This window comes from Trinickia sp. HAY1-2D (assembly GCF_056754935.1).
In genome coordinates this window covers 1371868-1391944 of the sequence record NZ_JBPGWX010000002.1, presented here as the reverse complement: position 1 = coordinate 1391944, position 20077 = coordinate 1371868, and the positions used below count along the sequence as shown (strand labels likewise).

Genomic DNA, 20077 nt, shown 5'->3' with positions numbered 1-20077 from the left:
ACTCGCGCGCCAGGATCGACTTCGCTATTGTGCATGAAGGGACGGCCGACGCGTGGCGATTTGCTCGACGGCGCCGGATCGCCGCTCGAACTCCGAGCGCCGCACTCGAACCTGCACGGGAATCGCTCGCGTACAATGACGCGCCCGTTTGCAGGACGCAATGCGGCGCACCCATACGCTGTCGGCGCGAGTCTCGTGTCGCGGTTCAACTCTCGTTCGATTTGCCATGCTCAGCTATCGCCATGCGTTTCACGCCGGCAATCACGCCGATGTCCTCAAGCACGCTGTCGTCGTGCAGTTGCTGCGCTATCTAGGCCAAAAAGAAAAGCCCTACTGGTACATCGATACGAATGCCGGTGCGGGCGTCTATGCGTTAACCGAAGGCTACGCGGCCAAGACCGCCGAATTCGAAACGGGCATAGCCCGACTGTGGACTCGCAACGACTTGCCAGCCGCGCTTGCCGATTACGTCGAGCAAGTGAGCGCCATCAATGCCGATGGCAAACTGCGCCTTTACCCCGGCTCGCCCTATCTGGCCTGGCGCTTGATGCGCCCTCAGGACCGCATGCGTCTATTCGAACTGCATAGCACGGAGATCGAGGTACTGCGCCATAACTTCCGCGACGCCGGCCGTCGCGCGATGCTCTACGCCGGGGACGGATTCGAAGGCATCAAGGCCCTGCTGCCGCCCGCACCGCGGCGCGCGCTCGTGCTGATCGATCCGTCCTATGAAGACAAGCGCGACTATGCGCGCGCAATAACGTGCCTCGAGGGAAGCCTCGCCCGATTCGCCACCGGCGTGTACGCGGTCTGGTATCCGCAGGTGGTACGCCCGGAGTCGCAGCGGTTCCCGGAGCAGTTGAAGCGCCTGCAAAGCACCGACTGGCTACATGTGAGCTTGACTGTAAGCCGGCCGCCATCGGACGGCTTCGGGCTGTACGGCAGCGGAATGTTCGTGCTCAATCCGCCCTATACGCTCGCTGCGTCAGTGCGGGAGATGTTGCCGTTTCTGAAGGATGTGCTGAACGAGGACGGCGAAGCGCGCTTCGAGATCGAAGCGCGCGTGTCATAGCGCGTCACTGCCCTGCGGCCGGGCGCTGCCGGTACACCGCGCGCCGGTCCGACCCACCGGGCAATTCAACGTAAGGTGCAACCACGATAGGCTGCTGGGCTTGAGGCGCCATCTCCGGCAGCGTGGCCGTGGGCTGCGTGGGCACCATCGCCTGGCGCGCAAGCGGAGCGTTTTGCAATACGAGGCCGCTTCTGCCGTCGTGGATGCCGGTTTGAGTATCGAGCACGACGGGTGCGCGGTCCGAGTCCGCGAGAACGGGGCTCGCTACAACGGCAATCGAGAGTCCGGCCGCCGCCGCGAGTGAACGGGCAGGCGTGGAGAGAAAAGAAATGAGGTGCATGGAGAACTATCCACAAGGCGCGCGACGCAAAACGCGTACGCGACGCTCACACCTTAGCGCGGCCCGGACGTTCCGGCTACCGGAAACGCGCGAAACACCGGTTCGAGCCGACGCCGATTGTGATGACCGTGCTCGGCGACCAGGGGCGCACTCAATGCTGCCCTGCTCGCTGCGATCACACATTACAGCGTATAGCCGTTGCTTTCGAGGGCACGCAGGCGCTTTTCGAGATCGACGACATCGGACGACGAGGCGAGATACGCTTCGCGGCGGGTGCGTTCGGCCGATTCGAACCAGTTGCTGAGCTTTTCGATGATATAGGCGAGCATGACGTTTCTCCGGGGTCGGGAAACCGCTGCCGAAGCTAGGGATTTCCCGGAAAAGGGTTAACCCGGATTATATAGTGCCCACGGAAAGTCGCCAGTGAAATGCACGAATGACGTGCATTCCGCTATGGAATGGTGCCGGCAGCCGTCTCTTGCGTCGAGAATGCACCTTGACGGTGCAACCAAGGTGCGAGCCTCATTTATCAAGCCTCACACGACCTTTGCGGCAAATGTGGCGTGGCTTTCTTGAAATGCGGCCGGATCCTCGCTCGCGAGTTCCTCGAGGATCGGGCAGTCGGGCCGCGCGTCGCCGTGACAATGGCGCGCGAGGTGCGCCAAAACGTCTCGCATTTCTTTGAGCTCGGCAATGCGCCTGTCCAGTTCGCCGACATGTTCCAGCGCGATCGCCTTGACCTCGGAGCTCGCACGGGACCGATCGTGCCAGAGCGCCAGCAGCTTCCGGATATCTTCGACGAGAAAACCCAAACGCCGCGCCTGACGAATGAACCGCAACGTATGCACCTCTGCCGGACCGTAAAGCCGATAACCGGATTCGGTGCGGCCCCGGGGGGCGAGCAACCCGACCTGCTCGTAATAGCGGATCATTTTTGCGCTCACGCCCGACGCGCGCGCAGCTTCGCCGATATTCACCGATACCTCCCGATTCGTGAAGACAGCGTATACCTTCCCACTATGGCAAGGTATACGCTCGATGCAAGCGTGACGATGACCGGCAACGATCCGGCGTTCGCGCTTCGAACTCACTTACATCGAAGGGACACCGAATGATCGAATTCCATGTCGAAGGCATGAGCTGCCAGCATTGCGTATCAGCTGTCACCCAAGCGGTGCGGGCGGTCGATGCCGCCGCACAGGTCGACGTCGACCTTGCGGGGGGACGTGTGCGGGTCGCGTCGAGCGCAGATCTGGGGACGCTGACGGCCGCGATCGATGAAGCCGGCTATGCGGTCCAGGAAGCAAAGACCGTCGCCGATCCGGGCTGAGGCACCGCATGTTTACAGTCGCAGTGATCGGTGCCTCGGGGCTGGTCGGCCGGGCCGTCATGGAAACGCTGGCCGAGCGGGCGGACTGGCGCGTTATCGGCACCGCTCATCGTCGAGCGGGAGGCGCGCTGATATCCCTCGACATCCGGGACGCAGCGGCCATCGATGCGTTCATGGCGCGAACATCGCCGGACGCCGTCGTCATTGCGGCAGCTGAGCGGCGCCCCGATGTTTGCGAAAGCGATCCGGCACTCGCTCGCTCGCTCAACGTCGATGCCGTCCGGGCGATCGCATCGGCAGGCCGGCGCCACGATGCGTGGGTCTTGTCGATCTCGACCGATTACGTGTTCGACGGCACGAGGCCACCGTATCGCATCGACGATCCGCCCTGCCCGCTCAACGCCTACGGCCACAGCAAGCTCGACGGAGAGCGTGCGCTGGCGCAGGCCACGGATTTCGGCTGTGTGCTTCGGCTACCGTTGCTTTTCGGCCACACAACCGACTTGAGCGAATCGGCGGTGACGAGCCTCGTGCCGGCTGTCGTCGCATCCGCCAAGGCAGGCTCGCCCGCCGCCCGCATGGATGCCTGGGCGACGCGCTACCCCACGTTCACCGGCGATGTGGCTTACGTGATTCGCGGCCTGCTGGAGCGGGCGGCAAGCGGGGCCGCCGTATGCGGCCGCGCCCATTGGTCCGGTGACGAGCCGATGACCAAATTCGATATCGCGGTGCGAATCGCCCGCACCCTGAGGCTCGATGCGCGCCTCGAGCCGGTGGCATCGAGCGTCGATTCCACGCCGCGGCCGCGCGACTGCCATCTCGACGCAAGTCGGCTCGAAGCGCTCGGGATCGGGCGCCGCACGCCATTCGATGACGCGCTCGCACGGGTGCTGGAACGATATCTGGCCCTGCACCCCCATGCGTCGACTTGATACTGTATAAAAACACAGTATTATTGACACACGCGCCGACGAACGCGCCGCCCGGCATTTTTGCTCGCGTACTTCCGTAATTGCATGGCGACTTCGTAGGGGCCACGTGCCAAACACTACGAAATGCCGGGCTACACATCGCCAGCGCGGTCAATACAATCCTTTTCATGAGGGCGAGTCGCTTCGACGAGCTGCCTCAACCGCGTGCTGTTCGCGCGCTGCGGCTCGGCGCCACAAGCGACGTGCCTCGGCCCATATAGGAATTCCGCATGTCTTACCTCGAGGTAGTGGAAGAAGGCGAAGATCTCGAACCGGTCCCACCCGCACCGGCGCGTCGGACGGGCTCCGCGATGCTCCGGGAGATCGCACCGCGTTGCGATACGCGGTATTTCGACGAAGCGGCGCTGTCCCCGTTAGCACGCGCCGACGGCGCGGCGGATTCGACGTTTCTCGCGGCCGAACTCAGTGCGGCGCGAACGGCCGAGGAACGGATCCGGATGATCCGCGGCGTCCTTCACATCGTGGGCTTCAGAGGCCTTGGCTATGCAGCCTTGAAACTCAATGCCCAGGCCCAGGCCGAGCGCGCTTATTTGCTGCGCGATTACCTGGCGAGCGATTTGTTGCCGAAGGCGCTCGAGGGCGGCTACTTCCTCCGGGATCCGCAAATGCGGCGTGCGCTCGAATCGAGCCGGCTTCATGTCTGGGATATCCGTTCGATCCTGGACGCGTCGCGTAACGACGCCCTCGATCCGCAGGTCCGTCGCCACTTCGACGAGCTTCGTGCGCACGGCCTCGCCAGCGGCCTGGCATTCGGGTTACCGATCTCGCAAACGCCGATGCGCGCAATCATCGTTTTTGCAGGGGCGCCGGAGCACTGCGAATGGATCACGGACAGCGTCATCGCGCAGGCCATCGGACTCGGTCTGTCGTTGCACCAACGCTGCTCGGCCTACATCCAGGCCATGTGCAGGCGCGAGGCCACAAACGGGTTGTCCGAGCTGCAGCAACGGATCTTGTCGGCGGTCGTGGCGGGGCTGTCCGATAAAGCCATCGCAGCGCGCTTCGATACGACCGTGCACAACGTCGACTACCACTTGCGGCAACTGCGCGAGAAGCTGGGCGCGCGTAATCGCAGCCAGCTCGCCTATCTCGCCGGACGGCTTCAGGCGGCTTGACTCGCGCGGGCGCGCTAAACGCCGCTTAACCGCCCCAACCCCAGCGCGCAGCGCGGTACACGAGTTGCGCGCGGTTCTCGACCCCGAACATCTTTTGCAACGCCCGCACGTGGGACGCCACTTTGTGCAGCGAACTCGCGGTTGCGGTGGCGATCTCCTGATCCGACAGCCCTTTGACGAGCCGCTCGAGAACCGCGGCCTGATCTGCGCTCAACACGAGCTCCCGCGCGCGCCGGACACAAGCGTCGATATAAGGCTGCACGATGCGGTGCACGGTCAGGGCGATCGTCAATGCGCCCCCCACGGTGCGGTCGTTGATCCACCCGATCTCGTGCGCTCGCGCGGTCAGATTGACCGCTACGCGCAGATCGGGCTGCGGTGCCGGCAGGCCGAGCGTCAATCCCGCGTTCATTTCATGCGACCGCAGGCTGTTTGAAAGCATGCGCGCCCGCGAGTCTCCGGTCCGCTCCGCATACGCTGTGACTTGCCCCGCCTGCCATGTCGCCGGCAATCCGCTTTGCCAGAGCGCGGCAAAACGCGGATCGCTTTCGTACAACCGGTGTTTCCAATAAAGACGAGAGAACGAGATATCCGCTAAATCGCTCATCGAATAGATGCGCAACACCCGTCGGCCTATCATTTCGAACGCGCCGTAATTGAGCATGTGGAACCCCATGTGCAATAGGCGTTCGTGACAACCGAGCAGATCCGATGCGGCACGGTCGACATCGGCGCTTGCGTCGATCTCGTGCAGATGAGCGAGCGCGTCGGCCTGCGAAAACCATACGAGCGTCGGGAATTCGTCGACATCTGTCATCAGGGTACGCCTCGCGTGCCGATATGCGATTTTCTGATTATCATTACCATAAGTTACACGCACTGACCGGCACCACCGTGCCGCGTTACGTGGCGCGCAACGCGACTCTCGACCGGAGGCTCATCGATGCATCACGCCGCATTGCGCGAGGACGCGTCGTCGTTCCCGCCCTCACGTCGTTCATTGGACGCTCAGCAGTCCGAAACGCCAACTTCGCAGCAACATCCGATCGATGTGATCTGGTGCAATGACCCGCGACAAACGAGTGCGGACGATCAACCTTGCCCGTCCCTCGGTATCGCCGGCGCGCTGGCCAGCGCGCGCACCGCTGCCGAGCGCAATCGCATGATCAACGGCCTCTTGCATCTGGTCGGTTTTTCGACGTTTGCCTATTTCGGATTGGAGAGCAACGTCAAGCAAGCCGAGCGGCTCTTCCTGCATGAGGCGTTCGTGCCTCCCACCTATCGCGGCGACTACGTGAAGCAAGGCTATCACGAGATCGATCCGCGCACGCTCGCTGCGCGGCGCGCCAATGCGCCGATGGTCTGGGACTTGTACCATCTGCGCGAGCAAAGCATCGGATCGAGCATCGGCACCCCGGAAGATCGAGCAGTCGACGGCTTTCTGAGCACCATGCGCGATGACGGTATGTGCAGCGGCCTGATGTTCGCCATGCCCCTCCCCGGCACGCGCTTGAGCGCCTTCATGAGCTTCACCGCACCGCGCCGCTCGCGGGACTGGATCACGTCCGCAACAGTCGAGCAATCGTTGTCGATTGCGCTGTCGGTCCACGCGTTTGCCTTGCCGCAATTGACCGCGGCCTCGCGCAGCTGTGCGGCGAATAGCTTGACGCCATTCGAGCGCGAATTGCTGATGGGTATTGCCGAAGGTGCGTCCGACAAGGAAATCGGCCGCCGCCTGGACACGAGCGCGCACAATGTCGATTACCACCTGCGCAAGCTACGCAAACGTTTCGGCGTAGCGAATCGCATCGAACTCACCTACCTCACCTCCAAGCTCGAGTTGATTTGAGCCGTCACGGCAAGAAGCGGCGTTCGTACGCGCGCTTCCCCACGCCGGTCCATACCGGCCGCAGCCAACCTCGTTAGGACTCCCAACCGTTACGTCGAGTCTCGCACGCCGCCTGGCCGTGCGTCGGGCCACCACGCGTCGGGCTCGGGTCCAGGATGGCGGCTTCCCATGCCCAGGTCGATTGAGGACTCCGCCTATTGACACGCGCGAGCTCTTCCTGGCGCCAAGCCGCGCCTTCGAACGCGCCTGCCAAACTCAAGAACCGCTTTCACTCTGCCGTTAAGTGAAGGAGGCACGTCCTCGCGCCACCGGCTTTCTGACTTCGCTCTAATGGTCCCCAGACAACACAAACGCGGCATCACGTTCATCGTTCGCATCGCCCTGGCCGTTGTACCGATTTTCGTCGGGTCGAACGAGAGCGTTGCTGCGTCGCCGCAATCTGGTCCCGAGGACGCGCCGCTGACCGCCGACGCGCTTGCATCGATGCCGCTCGAAGCGCTCATGAACGTCAAGGTGGTCAGTACGGCGTCCCTCTTCGAGCAACCTGTTTCGGAAGCACCCGCGGCCGCCGTCATACTGACCGCCGACGATATCCGCAACTTCGGTTGGCGCAAGCTCTCCGATGCGCTCGCCTCCCTGCCCGGGCTCTATGTCTCGTACGACCGGACTTATGACTATCTCGGCGCGCGCGGTTTTCGCCGCCCGGGCGATTACAACAGCCGCTTTCTGCTGTTGATCGACGGAATGCGCCTCAACGATTCCGTCTATGATCAAGCTTCGATCGGAACGGACTTTCCGCTCGATATGGATCTGGTCGAGCGAATCGAATATGTGCCGGGCCCCGGATCGGCGGTGTACGGCTCGAACGCGCTCTTCGGTGTCATCAACGTAGTGACGAAAAAGGGCGCGGCATTGGGCGGCGCCCAAACCGCTGTCTCGGTCGGCAGCTTCGGCGAAAAGCGCGCACGCGCGAGCTATGGCTGGCATGGAAGCAACGGGGCCGATCTGCTGCTGTCGGCCACTTCGTACGTCCGCAGCGGGCAAGACCTCTACTACGGCGAGTTCGACACGCCCGACCAGAACAATGGCGTGGCCAACGGACTCGACTACGATCGCGCGCAGTATCTGTTTGCAAAATTCGCCTACCGTGATTTCGTGTTCAGTGCCGGCTACGGGAACCGAACGAAAGGTATGCCGACCGCGGCCTATGGCGCCAACTTCAACGAGCCGGACAGTACCAGCGATACGCATACCTTCGCCAACGCAACCTACCGCCATGCGTTCTCGGGCAGTCTCGAGGTCGCGTCCGAGATTTATTGGGAACGCTATGACTATCGCATGCCGTCGCTATACGGCACGGCCCCGGCTGTAGTCAACGTCGATGGAGACAAGGCGATCTGGTACGGCGCCGACGTCCATGCGACTTTCACGGGCGTGCCGCGCAATAAGATCGTCGTCGGCATGAGCGTGACGCGCAATGCGAGACGCGATCAATACAACTACAACGTCGACCCCTATCAATCGATACTCGACGATCATCGCAGTTCGAACATTTTCGGTGTCTATGCCGAGGATGAGATCCAGCTTACGGATCGATTGACATTGAACGCCGGTGCGCGATTCGACGAGGAGAGCGTATCCGGTGCGAACGCGAGTCCTCGTCTTGCACTGATTTTCAAAGCGACAGCCGCCGACACGCTCAAGCTCGTGTACGGGCGTGCCTATCGCGCACCTAACGCTTACGAGCTGTATTACACCATTCCGGGAACGGACGGCCAAACCGGCAATCTTGCGCTCAAACCCGAGCACATCACGACGTATGAGTTCATCTACGATCGAAGGATCAGCGACTCCGGACATGCCACGCTGTCGGTCTTTCATTACGACGTGCGCAACCTGATCACCGAAGTCCTCACCGATTCCGGGCTGTTCCAGTTTCAGAACATCGATCGCGTCCAGGCCAACGGCGCTGAACTCGCCTATGAGCAGCAGTTGGCCGGTGGAGCAACGATCCGGGCGAGCTATTCATGGCAAAGAGCCCGCAACAGCGAGACCGGCGCGGCCTTGCAGGATTCGCCGCGACAGCTCGCCAAGCTCAATGTGTTCGTCCCGGTCTTCCATCATTCGGCGCGAGTCGGCGCCGAGCTACGCTGCGTATCGTCGCGGCTGGCGCAAGCGGGCGATGCAAGCGGCTACTGTCTCGGCAATCTGAGCATCGGCACAGCGCGGCTGATTCCGCATGCCGACCTGTCGTTTTCGATTTACAACGTCACCGACCGGCGCTTTTCCGATCCCGCCGGTCCCGGGCTCACGCAAAGCGTCATCGTGCAGCAAAGCCGCACGTTCCTCGCCAAACTCGTGTATGGGTTCTGATGGACCGCACATGAGAAGAAAGCTTGCCGCCGCCGTGTTCATCCTTGCTATCGCAGCCTGTCTGCGTGTGACGGCACACGCTCAGGTCGATCTCTTTTCACTCGAAGCAGCCTATATCTTCAACTTCACCGCCTTCACCGAATGGCCTCCGACGCGTGCCGCTTCGGCGAGTCTCATGGTCTGCGCGAGCAACAAGGGGGAGCTCGGTGCCGCGCTCGCCAAACTCGAAGGGCGCCAGGTGGCGGCGCGTACGTGGCACCTGCGCATGCTTTCGGAAGGCTCGACTGCCGCGGGATGCGATGTGCTGATCGTAGATGGCAGCCCGGCGACATCGACCGCGATCAAATCCGCACTGCCTACGGACTCGCCATTGCTCATCGTGCGTACGCCCGACGCCCCCGAGGGTCCGTGCGTGGTCCTGCTGGTTCGCCAAGGCGATCAACTGCGCTTCGATATCGACAATAGCGAGGCAGCCCGACGCCATCTGGGCCTGAGCTCCAAATTGCTTCGGCTTGCGAGGAATGTCACATGAAGCACGTCAAGCTCGAAACGCCAAGTCCGGCGCGCGAAATGGCACGGATCAAGACGCTGCGCGTGGGAGTAGCCTTGCTCATATCGAGCCTGGTACTCCTTGTCTATCAAGCCGTGACGCTGCGGACATCGCTGACCGAAGACGCCAACATGATCGCCGAGATGGTGGCGGACAACACCGCGGCGCCGCTGATGTTCGACGACAAGCCGGCTGCGGGCGAAGTCCTGCATTCGCTGAGCAAGGTGCCTTACGTCGAAACGGTGGCAGTCTTCAAGAGCAATGGAGCAGTGTTCGCCCGCTACGCGAAGCCCGGACTCTCAGAACGCGAGCGCGGCGAAGCCACGATCGAGAATGCACGCATGCATGCGGGCCCCTGGTCGCTCACCGATGTCATCGTCGAATCCGAGGTCCAGGTCAAGGGCAAGGCAATCGGCGAAGTCGTGCTCGTCGCCACGACAGACGCGGTCGTCGCTCAACTGCTCCACTACGGCGCGTTTCTCTCGGCGGCTTCGTTGGTGGCGATCTGGGTCGCGTTCGCGGTCACGTCGCGAATGGGCGCGCGCGTCGCGCAAGCGGAGAAAGAGCTCGAATACCTGGCGTCCACCGACCCGTTGACCGGGCTGCCGAATCGTCGCGCGTTCTACGACGAGCTCGACCGGCGGCTGCATCGGCCGAGCTACGTCGGCACGCGTCTCGCACTGGTGCTTGTCGATCTCGACGATTTCAAGACTGTGAACGACACGCTGGGACACGGTGCGGGCGACGAGTTGCTCACGCGGGTCGCGACTGCCTTGCGTCAAGCCGTACGCAGCACCGATGTGGTGAGCCGGATCGGCGGCGACGAATTCGCGGTACTCGTCGAGATCAATGAAGACAAGAGCGAGGGGCATCTGGCGGCGATGCGCATCGCCCGTGCGCTCGCTCGCCCGTTCAACCTGCAGCGATCGAGTATCGTGGCATCCGCGAGCGTTGGCGTAAGCGTGTTTCCCGACGACGCCCGGGAAGTCGCCGCGCTCGTCAGCAGCGCGGACATGGCGCTTTACGCCGCAAAGGGCCGCGGCAAGAATACGGCGGTCGAATTTCACCCCAACATGACTGTGGAGGCGCGGCGGCGCGCCAGACTCGAAAGCGAATTGCGCAAAGCAATCGAGATGGATGCGCTCGATCTCGTCTATCAGCCCCAATTCGATTGCAAGACCGGCGCGCTCGTCGGCGCGGAGGCCCTCGTGCGGTGGGAGCACCCCGCCGACGGTACCGTCTCGCCGGCCGAATTCATTCCTATTGCCGAAGACAGCGATCTCATCGTCGGGCTCGGACAGTGGGTGCTGCGGAGGGCTTGCCGCGACGCCGCGCATTGGAATGAAGTGTCGGCCACGCGAATTCACGTGGCGGTCAACGTCTCGGCCCGTCAGCTGCGGCAATCTGAATTCGATCATCAGGTGAAGGCGGTGCTGTCCGAAAGCGGGCTGGATTCTCAACTGCTCGAGCTCGAGCTGACGGAAAGCCAATTGATGGCGAATATGGATGCGGGCATCGATTCGATGAACCGCCTTCGAGCATCGGGCGTAAGACTGTCTCTCGACGACTTCGGAACCGGCTACTCGTCCCTTTCGTATCTTCAATCGTTTCCCGTCAACAGCCTCAAAATCGACCGCAGCTTCGTTCATCCGCTTCCCGATGCGGGGCAACCCATCGTGACCGCGATTATTTCGATGGCGCACAGTTTCGGTATCGCCGTGGTGGCGGAAGGTGTCGAGCACGCCGCGCAACTTGCCTGGCTCGCCGAATCGGGCTGCGATATCGTGCAGGGTTTCCTTACCGGGCGGCCCATGCCGTTCGAGCAACTGATGAAATTGCTGGGCGATGACGCAGCCAAACCCCGCGTGCTCAGCGACGCCGGAATGTCGCCGAAGACGTTGGCGGAATGAACGGTCGGCACGGCGACTGTTCGAACCGGGTATATCGCGGCGATAACCGGCGATCGAATCTGAAAATCGGAATCGGCGCCATTTTCCGAAAACGGCGTCGCTTTGGAGTTTACGGTTCAAATCGCCGATAATAGGCCCGCGCGAACGCATGAGCGTCTCGTTTTCAAAGCGGGATGCGAAAAGCGCTCGCTGGCGTGGTCCTTTTCAATATCGACGGTTCGAACAGATGGAAGAGTTACTTCCGCATTACGAGCGCGAGCTTGCGCTGCTCCGGCAATCGCTGCAGCAATTCGCCGCGCGCTATCCGAAAATCGCCGCGCGCCTTGCGATTGCGGGCGAGCACTCGGAAGATCCACATGTGGAACGCATGCTCCAGTCGTTCGCCCTGCTGGCCGCACGCATCGACGTCAAGCTCGACGACGACTATCCCGATTTCACGGAAGCGTTGATCGAGATACTGTTTCCGCAGTACCTGCGTTCGATTCCTTCTTGCTGCATCGCGCAGGTCCGCACCGATGCAGTCTTTGAGAAATTGACCGCCCCGCTGACGATCGCGCGCGGTACGCAATTCGTCGCCAAAGCCACCGAATGCGGCTTTCGCAGCACGTACGACGTAACGATCGCGCCGCTGCGCGTCACGCAGGGGACCTACACCGCGTCCCCGCATGCGCCTACCGGCACGATCCTGCCTGCCGAAACGACGGGACTCGTTTCGCTCGGCATCTCGGCCACGCGCGCAGGCGCCCTGCTCAACGCCACTGCACCGCCTCGCTTGCGTTTGCACTTGGCCGGCGCGCGTGAAGTGATCGCGGCGTTGAACGATGCCCTGCATCTGAAGACGGTCGCCGCGTATGTCGAGGCAGACGGTTTGGGCCGCTGGAAGCGCCTCGAGTCCTCGCCTGTTTCCGCGGTGGGGTTCGACGACGGCGAGACGCTCGTCGCGGGCTCCGACGACACGCCCGCTGCGCTGCGTTTGCTCATGGAGTATTTTGCGTTTCCGGAGAAGTTCGACTTCATCGATCTCGATCTGGCCGCATTGCTGAGTACCACCGGCCCCTGCGGTAGTGTGACGGTCCACTTCGCGCTGGCCGAAATTCATAAGGACTCCTGGGCATCGCAGCGTCTCTCGAGGATCGGGGCGAATACCTTCCAGCCGTTTTGTACACCCGTGGTCAATGTCTTCAAACGCGATGCCGCGTCGATCAAGATCAATCCGGACGTGACCGCTTATTCGCTGCTCCCGTCGTTACCGGGCAAACCGGAGGCCGAGATTTTTTCGATCGATGGCGTCAGCACGGCGGGGCCCTCCCCCGCTCGTAAGACAGTGCTCCATCCGGTCAACTCCCTGATGCACGGCAGCGCGGAGAAGCTCGCCGGGCCCTATTGGACGGTGCGCCGCGACCGATGGCGAGCCGATGCCGGGAACCGCGGCCAAACCGAACTCGTGTTCGTGGGACTCGATGGCGAACCGGTAACGCCCGAGTTCCGCGAATTCGGTGTCGATATGACCTGCACGAACGGCGATCTGCCCGCCTCGCTGCCGATCGGCATGCCCGGGGGCGATCTGCAAAGCGGAGGCAGCGAATTGGGACGCAACGTGGCGATGTTGTCGCGGCCCACGCAGCCGGTGCGCTTGCCGCGCGGCGATGGCGCATTGTGGCGGCTCATCGGTCAGATGGCACCTCATTCGCTGCAGTTGAGTCAAGCGGGGCTCGAAGCGTTCAAGCAGTTCTTTCGGCAATTCGCGGCGCTATCGCAGTCACAGGCGCCACATATCGACGGCATCGTGTCGCTGGACTACCGCCCGACGATGCAATGGATCGCGATGGAACCGTCGCCCGCATTCGTTCGGGGCATCGAGATCACCGCGACCGTCGACGAGCATGCGTTCGCATCGAGCAGCCTGCGTGTTTTTGCGGGCGTGATGGACCGGTTTTTTGCGCCGTATGCGCCCGCGAACAGCTTCGTACAGGTGGTACTGGTATCGAAAAACATCGGCGCCGAAATTTGGCGTTGTCCGCCACGGGAAGGCGCGGCGCCGTTGATTTGACGCTCGTCTATCCCTTGCTGGCGCCAAACGTCAATCCGACGACAAAGTGCCGCTGCATGGCAAAGAACATCAACACCGAAGGCAGCGCCGCCATGATCGAACCGGCCGAGACGAGGTTCCATGCCGTCGTCCACTGCCCCTTGAGCGCCGCGACGCCCACGGTAATCGGCGCAGCCTCGTCGCCTTGCGTCAGACACAACGCCCAGAAGTAGTCGTTCCAGACGAACGTGAAGACGAGAATGGCCAACGCAGCCAGTGCCGGCCGGATCAGCGGCAATACGATGCGAAAAAACACCGTCCATTCCCCAGCGCCTTCAACGCGCGCAGCCTCGATCAATTCATACGGCAACTGCTTGATGAAATTGCGCAGAAACAGCGTGCAAAACCCGGTCTGAAACGCGATATGAAAGAGCATCAATCCTTCGACGGTATTGAAAAGCCCGAACTTCAGCGTCAGGTCGCGCACCGGGATCATCAACACCTGCACGGGAACGAAATTCCCCGCCACGAATGCCGCGAACAATAGCGTATTGCCGCGAAAGCGATAGGTCGCAAGCGCGAAACCGGCCATCGAGGCCAGCGCGATCGAGCCCACCACGGCCGGCACCGTGATCAGCACGCTGTTCCAGAAGTAATGCAGCATGGGCGAGGTCGTCAGCGCCTCGGTGTAGTTGCCGATCAGCGAAATATGCTTCGGCCATCCCCAGTAATTGCCCTCGCTGAGCTCTTCGGACGAGCGCACCGACGTCATCAGCACTGCAAGCATCGGCAGCATCCAGACCACGAGCGCAATCGGCACCGAAATCTTGTAGAACCGCCGCGGCAGCGGCTTCCATTTATCGACAGGCAGCGGATACATGAACTTCTCCTTCTACTGCTCGTTACGCAGCGTACGCCGCAACTGGTAGACGATGTAGACCAGCATGATGGCGAAAAGCACCACGGCGATCGATGCCGAATAACCCAGGCGGTAATACTTGATCGCCTGGTCGTACATGTAATAAGCAAGTACGGTCGAACTCTCGAACGGCCCGCCGCCCGTCATGACGGCGATGAGATCGAAACTGCGCAGTGCACCGATCACGGTAACCACGACCGCCATGAACGTCGTCGGACGCAGTTGCGGGAGCACGACATGCCAGAGCAATGCCCAGCGGCGCGCGCCCTCCATTCGCGCCGCTTCGAGTTGCTCGCCGTTCAGCGTCGTCAGCCCGGTGAGATAGAGAATCATGCAGTACGAAGTCTGCGCCCACAACGCGGCGATCACGATACCGAACGTGGCATACCGCGCATCGCCAAGCACGGGCACGCCGTGCCCGATGATCAGTGCAAGCAAGCCGAACGTCGGATCGTAGAACCACGAGAACATGAGGCCGACGACCACACCAGACAATACGAACGGCGCGAAGAATAGCGACTTGACAACGCGCATTCCTGCCACGCTCTGATTCAGATACAACGCTACGGCAAGGCCCGCTGGCGGCGCGAGCAGAAACATCGCCAGCCAGATCACGTTGTTCTTCAGCGCGGTATAGAAAGTCGGCGCATGGAACAGTTCGATGTAATTGGCAAGCCCGACGAATACCTTGTCCGACATGCCATCCCAGTTGAAGAAGCTCAACCAGATCGTCGACGCGATCGGCCATATCACATAGACGCCGAACATGATGCAAGCCGGCGCGAGGAACAACAGCGCGGCACGTCGCTGACGGCGCGCCGTGGGCGACAGCTTGCGTCCCGCCTGCCGGCCTGCGCCGCGCCGGCTTGCCGGCGATTTGCCGGCCGGCATGGAAAAGTCCGCGCCGTCTGGCGCGGCGCGCAAATGCTCGTGGGTGGCTGACTGCGGCACGACAAGGCCTCCAATGCGTTTCGGCGTTTCGGCATTTCGGCGGCCAACTACGGCCGCCGCCTGCCCTTACTGCTTGTAGATACGCTTGCGCGTCTGCTCCAGCTGCGTGAGCACAGCATCGATCTGCGTCGGATCGGACACGAATCGCTGCATGCCCTTCATGCCTTCGTCGGCCATCTCCTTCGTCATATCACGATCGTAGAACTGTGCAATACCGCCCTTCGTATTGGACAGAATCTGAAAACCGATCTTCGAAATCGGATCCTCCGGCTCGGGCGATTTGCTGTTGGCCGACAGCGAACCAAGTCCCTTCGCGAGCCGCGCGCCGTTCTCGGGTGTCTCGACGAACGCGAGGAACGCTCGCGCTTCGGCCTTGTGCTTCGCATGTGCGGGAATGTGCAGCGATTCGACGGGACCGTCTTCGGCGGTCGGCACGTTCGAATCGATGATCGGGAACTGGAAGTAGCTCATTTGCGGCTTGATCGACGGCGGGAAACCCGCGCTGATGAACGTGCCCATCAGCATCATTGCGGCCTTGCCCTGGAACAGGAACGGTTGTGCCGCGTCGAGATCGTACGAGAGCGAGTTGTCGATGAAGTCATGATCGTCGATGAGCTGCTTCCACGTCGTATAGACCTTCTTCACGCGCGCGTCGGTATAAGGCACTTCCCCCGCCATCAGCTTTTGATGGAACGCATTCCCGTTCAAACGCAAGTCGAGGTAGTCGAACCAGCCGGCCAGCGTCCAGGCGTCGCGGCCAGCCACGGCGATCGGCGTAATGCCGGCAGCCTTCAGCTTCTTGCAGGCATCGAGGAATTCAGGCCAGGTCTTCGGCTCGCCCGCAATACCGGCCTTTTGAAAGAGATCCTTGCGATAAAACATCCCCCACGAGTAATACACGGTCGGCGCCGCATATTGCTTGCTCTGGTACGACGATGCTTCTTTCGTCGAAGCGTACATCCGATCCCAGCCGTTTTTCGCCCAATCCCCGGTCAGATCTTCGAGCAACCCGCGCTTCGCGTAGTAGGCCATCCGCTCGCCGTCATGCCAGTTCACGATGTCGGGCGCAACGGTCGTGAGCCACCCCGGCAGCTGCACCTTGTAGGCTTCCTCGTCGATGAATGCAGCTTTCACGTCGATATCCGGATGCGCCTTCTTGAAGTCGTCGAGCGTCGATTGCCATACCGCGCGCTGGCTGGCGCCCTTGAAGGCAATGTTGATATCGAGCGTGCCTGCCTGTGCCGCATTGGCCCACCAGGACGCGGCTGTCGCCACCGCGAAAAACGCGGTGGCGACGCCGATGCGAAAACGGTTCGCGGGTTGCTTCATGCGTGTCTCCTTCGTGTTATCCAAGGTTTATATCGTCATCAACGGTAGCCGCCTGAGCGGCAAATAACGCGCTCCGGCCCATTTCAGCTGGAACGATACGCGCAAACGCCCTGCGGTTCGACTCGCGCGGCGCCTATGACGAAGGCGTCGGCTTCGACGCCTTCGACCTCGTACACGCGCTCGCCATAATTGAAGACGTAGGTCACGCCCGCGCGGCGGCTCACTCGCACTCCTTCCGGTAGCGGCACGGCACGCAATCCGGCGCGCTCGGCAATGTCGGCAAAGAGTTGCCGCGTCAACGCTTCATCGAAGAGGCCCGCGCAATAATGGAAGGCACCGTGGCGTACGCAAGCAGGATGGCCATCGTCAAACTCGGCAACGACCTCGTGCGGCGCATGTGTATCGAGCTCGATCAGATCGCGCCAATGGCGGCCCTGCCCCGCATCGCTACCGGGGCGGCCCGCCGATGAGCTTGCCATGCGTACGGCCGGGCAGATGTTCGGCCGCAGCGACTCCACTCGCCATACGCGCAGCTGCAATGCCTCAGCAAGCGGTCCCGGCGGCAAATTGCCGGGAATTTGCAAATCGACGGTCTTGGAACCCGTACGCGGGCCAATGACGACTTGCGCCCCGCTCCTGGTCAATCGCTCGACAAAATCGTCGGGAACGATGGGCAACGGCGGCACGACGATCATTCGATAACCATCGAGCGGCGCATCGACAGGCACGACATCGACATCGAGCCCGAGCACACGCAACGCGCTGTAGTACTCGAACGCGAAACGCGGATAGTGGAAATCCGCGCCTTGCGGATGAACCTCGAAGAGCCATTTCGCCGGGTAGTCATAGACGAGCGCGACAGAACGCTTCGCATCCTCAACCGCATCGGGGTGGGCTTCGAGCATCGAGCGGATTTCTGCTGCAACGCGCGACGCTTCGCTGCCGCCGATATCGAGCCGGTTGTCGGGCGTATTGAGCCCCGCGTGCATCTGCTCCTGTGCAAACGGTGCCTGTCTCCAGCGGAAATATGAGACGCAACCGGCGCCATGCGCAAATGCCTCCCAGCTCCAAAGGCGCACCATGCCCGGCAGCGGCGCCGGATTCCAGTGTGCCCAGTTGACGGGCCCCGGCTGCTGCTCCATGACCCAGAACGGCTGGCTCGACATGCCGCGGTAGATATCGTGATTGAAGGAGGCGAAATCGGGATGCCCCGTGCGCAGCCAGCGCGCTTTCGTTTCCGGATCGAACCACAGCTCTTCAAGGGCGCCCAGCGGGTAGCTATCCCATGCCGCGATATCGAGATCGGCCGCGACCTTGTAATGATCGAACTCGGTAAAGAGCTGCATGAAATTGTGCGCGACGGGCCGCCCAGGCGAATGCGCGCGGATGATCTCGGCCTGCATGCGGTTAAAGCGCGCAAGCTCGTCGGATGCGAAGCGCCGATAATCGAATCGGTGCGAAGGGTTCGCCTCGGTCACCGTCGCAGCCGGTGTATCGATCTCGTCGAAGCTGCGGTACTCCATGCTCCAGAACACGTTGCCCCACGCACGGTTGAGCGCGTCTATCATGCGGTAGCGCGCGCGCAGCCATTCTCGAAAGCGCAGCAGCGCGGCCTCGGAATAGCTGACCACGGTTTGATGACAACCGAACTCGTTATCGATCTGCCAGAACGCAACGCCAGGATGCGCGCCGTACCGTTGCGCCACTGCGGTACTGATGCGGCGCGCCGCCTCGAAATACGACGGCGACGAAAAGTCGTAATGACGGCGCGAGCCGAACCGGCGTGCCTGCCCATCGGCACCGACGGGCAGAATATCGGGGTGCCGGTCGATCAGCCACTTCGGCGGCGTCGCCGTCGGCGTGCACATGACGATTTGGAGTCCTGAACGATGCAATACGTCGACCGCACGGTCGAGCCAGTCCCAGTCGTATTCGCCCGGCGTGGGCTCGATACGGCTCCACGCGAATTCGGCGATGCGCACGCGCTCGATGCCGAGCGCCTTCATCCGTTGCGCGTCGTCTTCCCACATCGATTCCGGCCAATGCTCCGGGTAATAGCAGACTCCAAGGTGCATCCCTTCCCTCCTCAGGCGTAGTGTTCGATCGATTGCAGCGGTGCGATGGCAAAGCCGTCGTCCCCGAATAGATGGCATGCCGAAGCCGGTGCGCCAAATGACATGCGTGCACCCCGCTCGACGCGTGCGTCGCCGGCAACCTTGGCGATCAGCGTGCGGCCGTCCGGCGCATCGAGGTGTACATAGGTCTGCTCGCCGAGGCGTTCGGTGAGCGCGACTTCACGCGTGAGCGCAAGCGAGCTGGCGGCGGTCACGTCGCCGCCAGCTCGCAATGTCAGATGCTCGGGCCGCACGCCCACCGTGACGGGCTGCGACGGGACCAACGATGAGCCGTCCACGGCGAGTCGCACCGTTTCTCCGGTCCCATCGATCACGGCGCTCACGCCGTCCGCATCGATCGAGGCAATCGATGCCGGCAGGAAGTTCATGCGCGGCGAGCCGATGAAGCCCGCAACGAAACGGCTCGCGGGACGGTAATAGAGTTCGAGCGGCGCGCCGATCTGAGCGATGCTGCCGTAACGCTCGGTATCCTTACCGGCATGCAGCAGAACGATTTTGTCGGCGAGCGTCATCGCCTCGATTTGATCGTGCGTGACATAGACGACGCTGGCCTTGGCGAACTGACGATGCAAGCGCGCAATCTCGATCCGCGTTTGCCCGCGCAGCGTCGCATCGAGATTCGAAAGCGGCTCATCGAAAAGAAACACTCCGGGCTCGCGCACGATCGCTCGTCCGATTGCCACGCGTTGGCGCTGACCACCGGAAAGCGCCTTGGGGCGACGATCGAGCAATGCGTCCAATTGAAGAATGCGCGCGGCTTCGTGCACCTTGCGCGCGATTTCCTGTTTCGGCGTCTTGGCGAGCTTCAAGCCGAAGGCCATGTTCTCGAACACCGTCATGTGCGGAAAGAGCGCGTAGCTCTGAAACACCATTGCCACACCGCGCTCGGCCGAAGGCACGTCGTTGACGAGTCGCTCGCCGATGTGCACCTCGCCTTCTGTGACGTCTTCGAGGCCGGCGATCATTCGCAGCAGCGTCGATTTCCCGCACCCTGACGGTCCGAGAAAAACGCAAAACTCGTTCGAACCTATCTCGAGGTTCACATCGCGAATGACCGGCGCTGCATCGCCATATGCCTTGTGAAGACCCTTCAAGGAAATGCTCGCCATCGCTTCCGCTCCGTGGTGTAATCGGTCGAAGTCGGAGATTAAGCGCTTAATCAGGCCGGCATAGGAAAACGGCC

At 62.0% G+C, this 20077-nt stretch carries 18 protein-coding genes; 9 read left to right on the top strand and 9 right to left on the bottom strand.

The features are described from left to right. Positions 1-226 precede the first annotated feature (226 nt). Positions 227-1072, top strand: coding sequence for a 23S rRNA (adenine(2030)-N(6))-methyltransferase RlmJ (locus ACR9ZC_RS13450; RefSeq protein WP_481580651.1), 846 nt, complete (start codon positions 227-229; stop codon positions 1070-1072). Between the two features lie 4 nt (positions 1073-1076). Here the strand turns inward: ACR9ZC_RS13450 and ACR9ZC_RS13445 are convergent, their stop codons facing one another. The 3 genes from ACR9ZC_RS13445 to cueR all read right to left on the bottom strand — a co-directional run bounded on the left by ACR9ZC_RS13445 (position 1077) and on the right by cueR (position 2389). After that, on the bottom strand, positions 1077-1412 hold the full coding sequence (locus tag ACR9ZC_RS13445; RefSeq protein WP_481580650.1) for a hypothetical protein: 336 nt from the start codon (positions 1410-1412) through the stop codon (positions 1077-1079). A 182-nt stretch (positions 1413-1594) separates the two neighbouring features. After that, positions 1595-1741 (bottom strand): DUF3563 family protein, encoded by a 147-nt coding sequence (locus ACR9ZC_RS13440; RefSeq protein ID WP_331572440.1) that lies wholly within the window; start codon positions 1739-1741, stop codon positions 1595-1597. Between the two features lie 207 nt (positions 1742-1948). After that, on the bottom strand, positions 1949-2389 hold the full coding sequence (cueR, locus tag ACR9ZC_RS13435; protein WP_481580649.1) for a Cu(I)-responsive transcriptional regulator: 441 nt from the start codon (positions 2387-2389) through the stop codon (positions 1949-1951). Between the two features lie 134 nt (positions 2390-2523). Here cueR and ACR9ZC_RS13430 point away from each other — a divergent pair, with 134 nt between their 5' ends. The 3 genes from ACR9ZC_RS13430 to ACR9ZC_RS13420 all read left to right on the top strand — a co-directional run bounded on the left by ACR9ZC_RS13430 (position 2524) and on the right by ACR9ZC_RS13420 (position 4849). Next, positions 2524-2742, top strand: coding sequence for a heavy-metal-associated domain-containing protein (locus ACR9ZC_RS13430; RefSeq protein WP_481580648.1), 219 nt, complete (start codon positions 2524-2526; stop codon positions 2740-2742). 8 nt (positions 2743-2750) lie between these two features. Next, positions 2751-3674, top strand: coding sequence for a dTDP-4-dehydrorhamnose reductase family protein (locus tag ACR9ZC_RS13425; protein WP_481580647.1), 924 nt, complete (start codon positions 2751-2753; stop codon positions 3672-3674). A 269-nt stretch (positions 3675-3943) separates the two neighbouring features. Next, positions 3944-4849 carry a helix-turn-helix transcriptional regulator gene (locus tag ACR9ZC_RS13420; protein WP_481580646.1) on the top strand — a complete coding sequence of 302 codons (906 nt, stop codon included), beginning with the start codon at positions 3944-3946 and terminating at the stop codon, positions 4847-4849. Positions 4850-4874: 25 nt separating this feature from the next. Here the strand turns inward: ACR9ZC_RS13420 and ACR9ZC_RS13415 are convergent, their stop codons facing one another. Beyond that, positions 4875-5666: a helix-turn-helix transcriptional regulator gene (locus tag ACR9ZC_RS13415; RefSeq protein WP_481580645.1), complete on the bottom strand. Its 792-nt coding sequence runs from the start codon at positions 5664-5666 to the stop codon at positions 4875-4877. A 126-nt stretch (positions 5667-5792) separates the two neighbouring features. On the opposite strand from ACR9ZC_RS13415, the gene ACR9ZC_RS13410 reads away from it, so the two are divergent. From ACR9ZC_RS13410 to tssF, 5 genes are all read left to right on the top strand, one after another. Further along, the gene (locus tag ACR9ZC_RS13410) at positions 5793-6698 is read left to right on the top strand and encodes a helix-turn-helix transcriptional regulator (RefSeq protein WP_481580644.1); all 906 of its coding nucleotides are present in this window, start codon (positions 5793-5795) and stop codon (positions 6696-6698) included. A gap of 330 nt (positions 6699-7028) precedes the next feature. After that, positions 7029-9071 (top strand): TonB-dependent receptor plug domain-containing protein, encoded by a 2043-nt coding sequence (locus ACR9ZC_RS13405; protein WP_481580643.1) that lies wholly within the window; start codon positions 7029-7031, stop codon positions 9069-9071. Positions 9072-9081: 10 nt separating this feature from the next. Continuing rightward, positions 9082-9603 (top strand): YfiR family protein, encoded by a 522-nt coding sequence (locus ACR9ZC_RS13400; protein ID WP_481580642.1) that lies wholly within the window; start codon positions 9082-9084, stop codon positions 9601-9603. Then, positions 9600-11531 carry a bifunctional diguanylate cyclase/phosphodiesterase gene (locus ACR9ZC_RS13395; protein ID WP_481580641.1) on the top strand — a complete coding sequence of 644 codons (1932 nt, stop codon included), beginning with the start codon at positions 9600-9602 and terminating at the stop codon, positions 11529-11531. The genes ACR9ZC_RS13400 and ACR9ZC_RS13395 overlap by 4 nt, the downstream gene beginning before the upstream one ends. Before the next feature lie 226 nt (positions 11532-11757). Next, positions 11758-13581: a type VI secretion system baseplate subunit TssF gene (gene tssF / locus ACR9ZC_RS13390; protein ID WP_481580640.1), complete on the top strand. Its 1824-nt coding sequence runs from the start codon at positions 11758-11760 to the stop codon at positions 13579-13581. 7 nt (positions 13582-13588) lie between these two features. On the opposite strand, the gene ACR9ZC_RS13385 is transcribed toward tssF, so the two are convergent. The 5 genes from ACR9ZC_RS13385 to ACR9ZC_RS13365 all read right to left on the bottom strand — a co-directional run bounded on the left by ACR9ZC_RS13385 (position 13589) and on the right by ACR9ZC_RS13365 (position 20003). After that, the gene (locus ACR9ZC_RS13385; protein ID WP_331572420.1) at positions 13589-14440 is read right to left on the bottom strand and encodes a carbohydrate ABC transporter permease; all 852 of its coding nucleotides are present in this window, start codon (positions 14438-14440) and stop codon (positions 13589-13591) included. A gap of 12 nt (positions 14441-14452) precedes the next feature. Further along, positions 14453-15370: a carbohydrate ABC transporter permease gene (locus ACR9ZC_RS13380; protein WP_481582664.1), complete on the bottom strand. Its 918-nt coding sequence runs from the start codon at positions 15368-15370 to the stop codon at positions 14453-14455. Between the two features lie 126 nt (positions 15371-15496). Continuing rightward, entirely contained in the window at positions 15497-16759 is a 1263-nt protein-coding gene (locus tag ACR9ZC_RS13375) for an ABC transporter substrate-binding protein (RefSeq protein ID WP_481580639.1), read from the bottom strand. An 83-nt stretch (positions 16760-16842) separates the two neighbouring features. Next, complete coding sequence (locus ACR9ZC_RS13370) at positions 16843-18834, bottom strand: beta-galactosidase (RefSeq protein ID WP_481580638.1); 1992 nt, start codon at positions 18832-18834, stop codon at positions 16843-16845. Between the two features lie 11 nt (positions 18835-18845). Continuing rightward, a complete protein-coding gene (locus ACR9ZC_RS13365) occupies positions 18846-20003 on the bottom strand; it encodes an ABC transporter ATP-binding protein (RefSeq protein ID WP_481580637.1) in 1158 nt (385 codons plus the stop codon). Positions 20004-20077 lie beyond the last annotated feature (74 nt).

What these genes read in the sequence shown, in the direction of transcription:
- ACR9ZC_RS13450 (WP_481580651.1), top strand. Translation starts at nt 227, where the DNA reads ATGCTCAGCTATCGCCATGCGTTTCACGCCGGCAATCACGCCGATGTC.
- ACR9ZC_RS13445 (WP_481580650.1), bottom strand. Translation starts at nt 1,412, where the DNA reads ATGCACCTCATTTCTTTTCTCTCCACGCCTGCCCGTTCACTCGCGGCG.
- ACR9ZC_RS13440 (WP_331572440.1), bottom strand. Translation starts at nt 1,741, where the DNA reads ATGCTCGCCTATATCATCGAAAAGCTCAGCAACTGGTTCGAATCGGCC.
- ACR9ZC_RS13430 (WP_481580648.1), top strand. Translation starts at nt 2,524, where the DNA reads ATGATCGAATTCCATGTCGAAGGCATGAGCTGCCAGCATTGCGTATCA.
- ACR9ZC_RS13425 (WP_481580647.1), top strand. Translation starts at nt 2,751, where the DNA reads ATGTTTACAGTCGCAGTGATCGGTGCCTCGGGGCTGGTCGGCCGGGCC.
- ACR9ZC_RS13420 (WP_481580646.1), top strand. Translation starts at nt 3,944, where the DNA reads ATGTCTTACCTCGAGGTAGTGGAAGAAGGCGAAGATCTCGAACCGGTC.
- ACR9ZC_RS13415 (WP_481580645.1), bottom strand. Translation starts at nt 5,666, where the DNA reads ATGACAGATGTCGACGAATTCCCGACGCTCGTATGGTTTTCGCAGGCC.
- ACR9ZC_RS13410 (WP_481580644.1), top strand. Translation starts at nt 5,793, where the DNA reads ATGCATCACGCCGCATTGCGCGAGGACGCGTCGTCGTTCCCGCCCTCA.
- ACR9ZC_RS13405 (WP_481580643.1), top strand. Translation starts at nt 7,029, where the DNA reads ATGGTCCCCAGACAACACAAACGCGGCATCACGTTCATCGTTCGCATC.
- ACR9ZC_RS13400 (WP_481580642.1), top strand. Translation starts at nt 9,082, where the DNA reads ATGAGAAGAAAGCTTGCCGCCGCCGTGTTCATCCTTGCTATCGCAGCC.
- ACR9ZC_RS13395 (WP_481580641.1), top strand. Translation starts at nt 9,600, where the DNA reads ATGAAGCACGTCAAGCTCGAAACGCCAAGTCCGGCGCGCGAAATGGCA.
- tssF (WP_481580640.1), top strand. Translation starts at nt 11,758, where the DNA reads ATGGAAGAGTTACTTCCGCATTACGAGCGCGAGCTTGCGCTGCTCCGG.
- ACR9ZC_RS13385 (WP_331572420.1), bottom strand. Translation starts at nt 14,440, where the DNA reads ATGTATCCGCTGCCTGTCGATAAATGGAAGCCGCTGCCGCGGCGGTTC.
- ACR9ZC_RS13380 (WP_481582664.1), bottom strand. Translation starts at nt 15,370, where the DNA reads ATGCCGGCCGGCAAATCGCCGGCAAGCCGGCGCGGCGCAGGCCGGCAG.
- ACR9ZC_RS13375 (WP_481580639.1), bottom strand. Translation starts at nt 16,759, where the DNA reads ATGAAGCAACCCGCGAACCGTTTTCGCATCGGCGTCGCCACCGCGTTT.
- ACR9ZC_RS13370 (WP_481580638.1), bottom strand. Translation starts at nt 18,834, where the DNA reads ATGCACCTTGGAGTCTGCTATTACCCGGAGCATTGGCCGGAATCGATG.
- ACR9ZC_RS13365 (WP_481580637.1), bottom strand. Translation starts at nt 20,003, where the DNA reads ATGGCGAGCATTTCCTTGAAGGGTCTTCACAAGGCATATGGCGATGCA.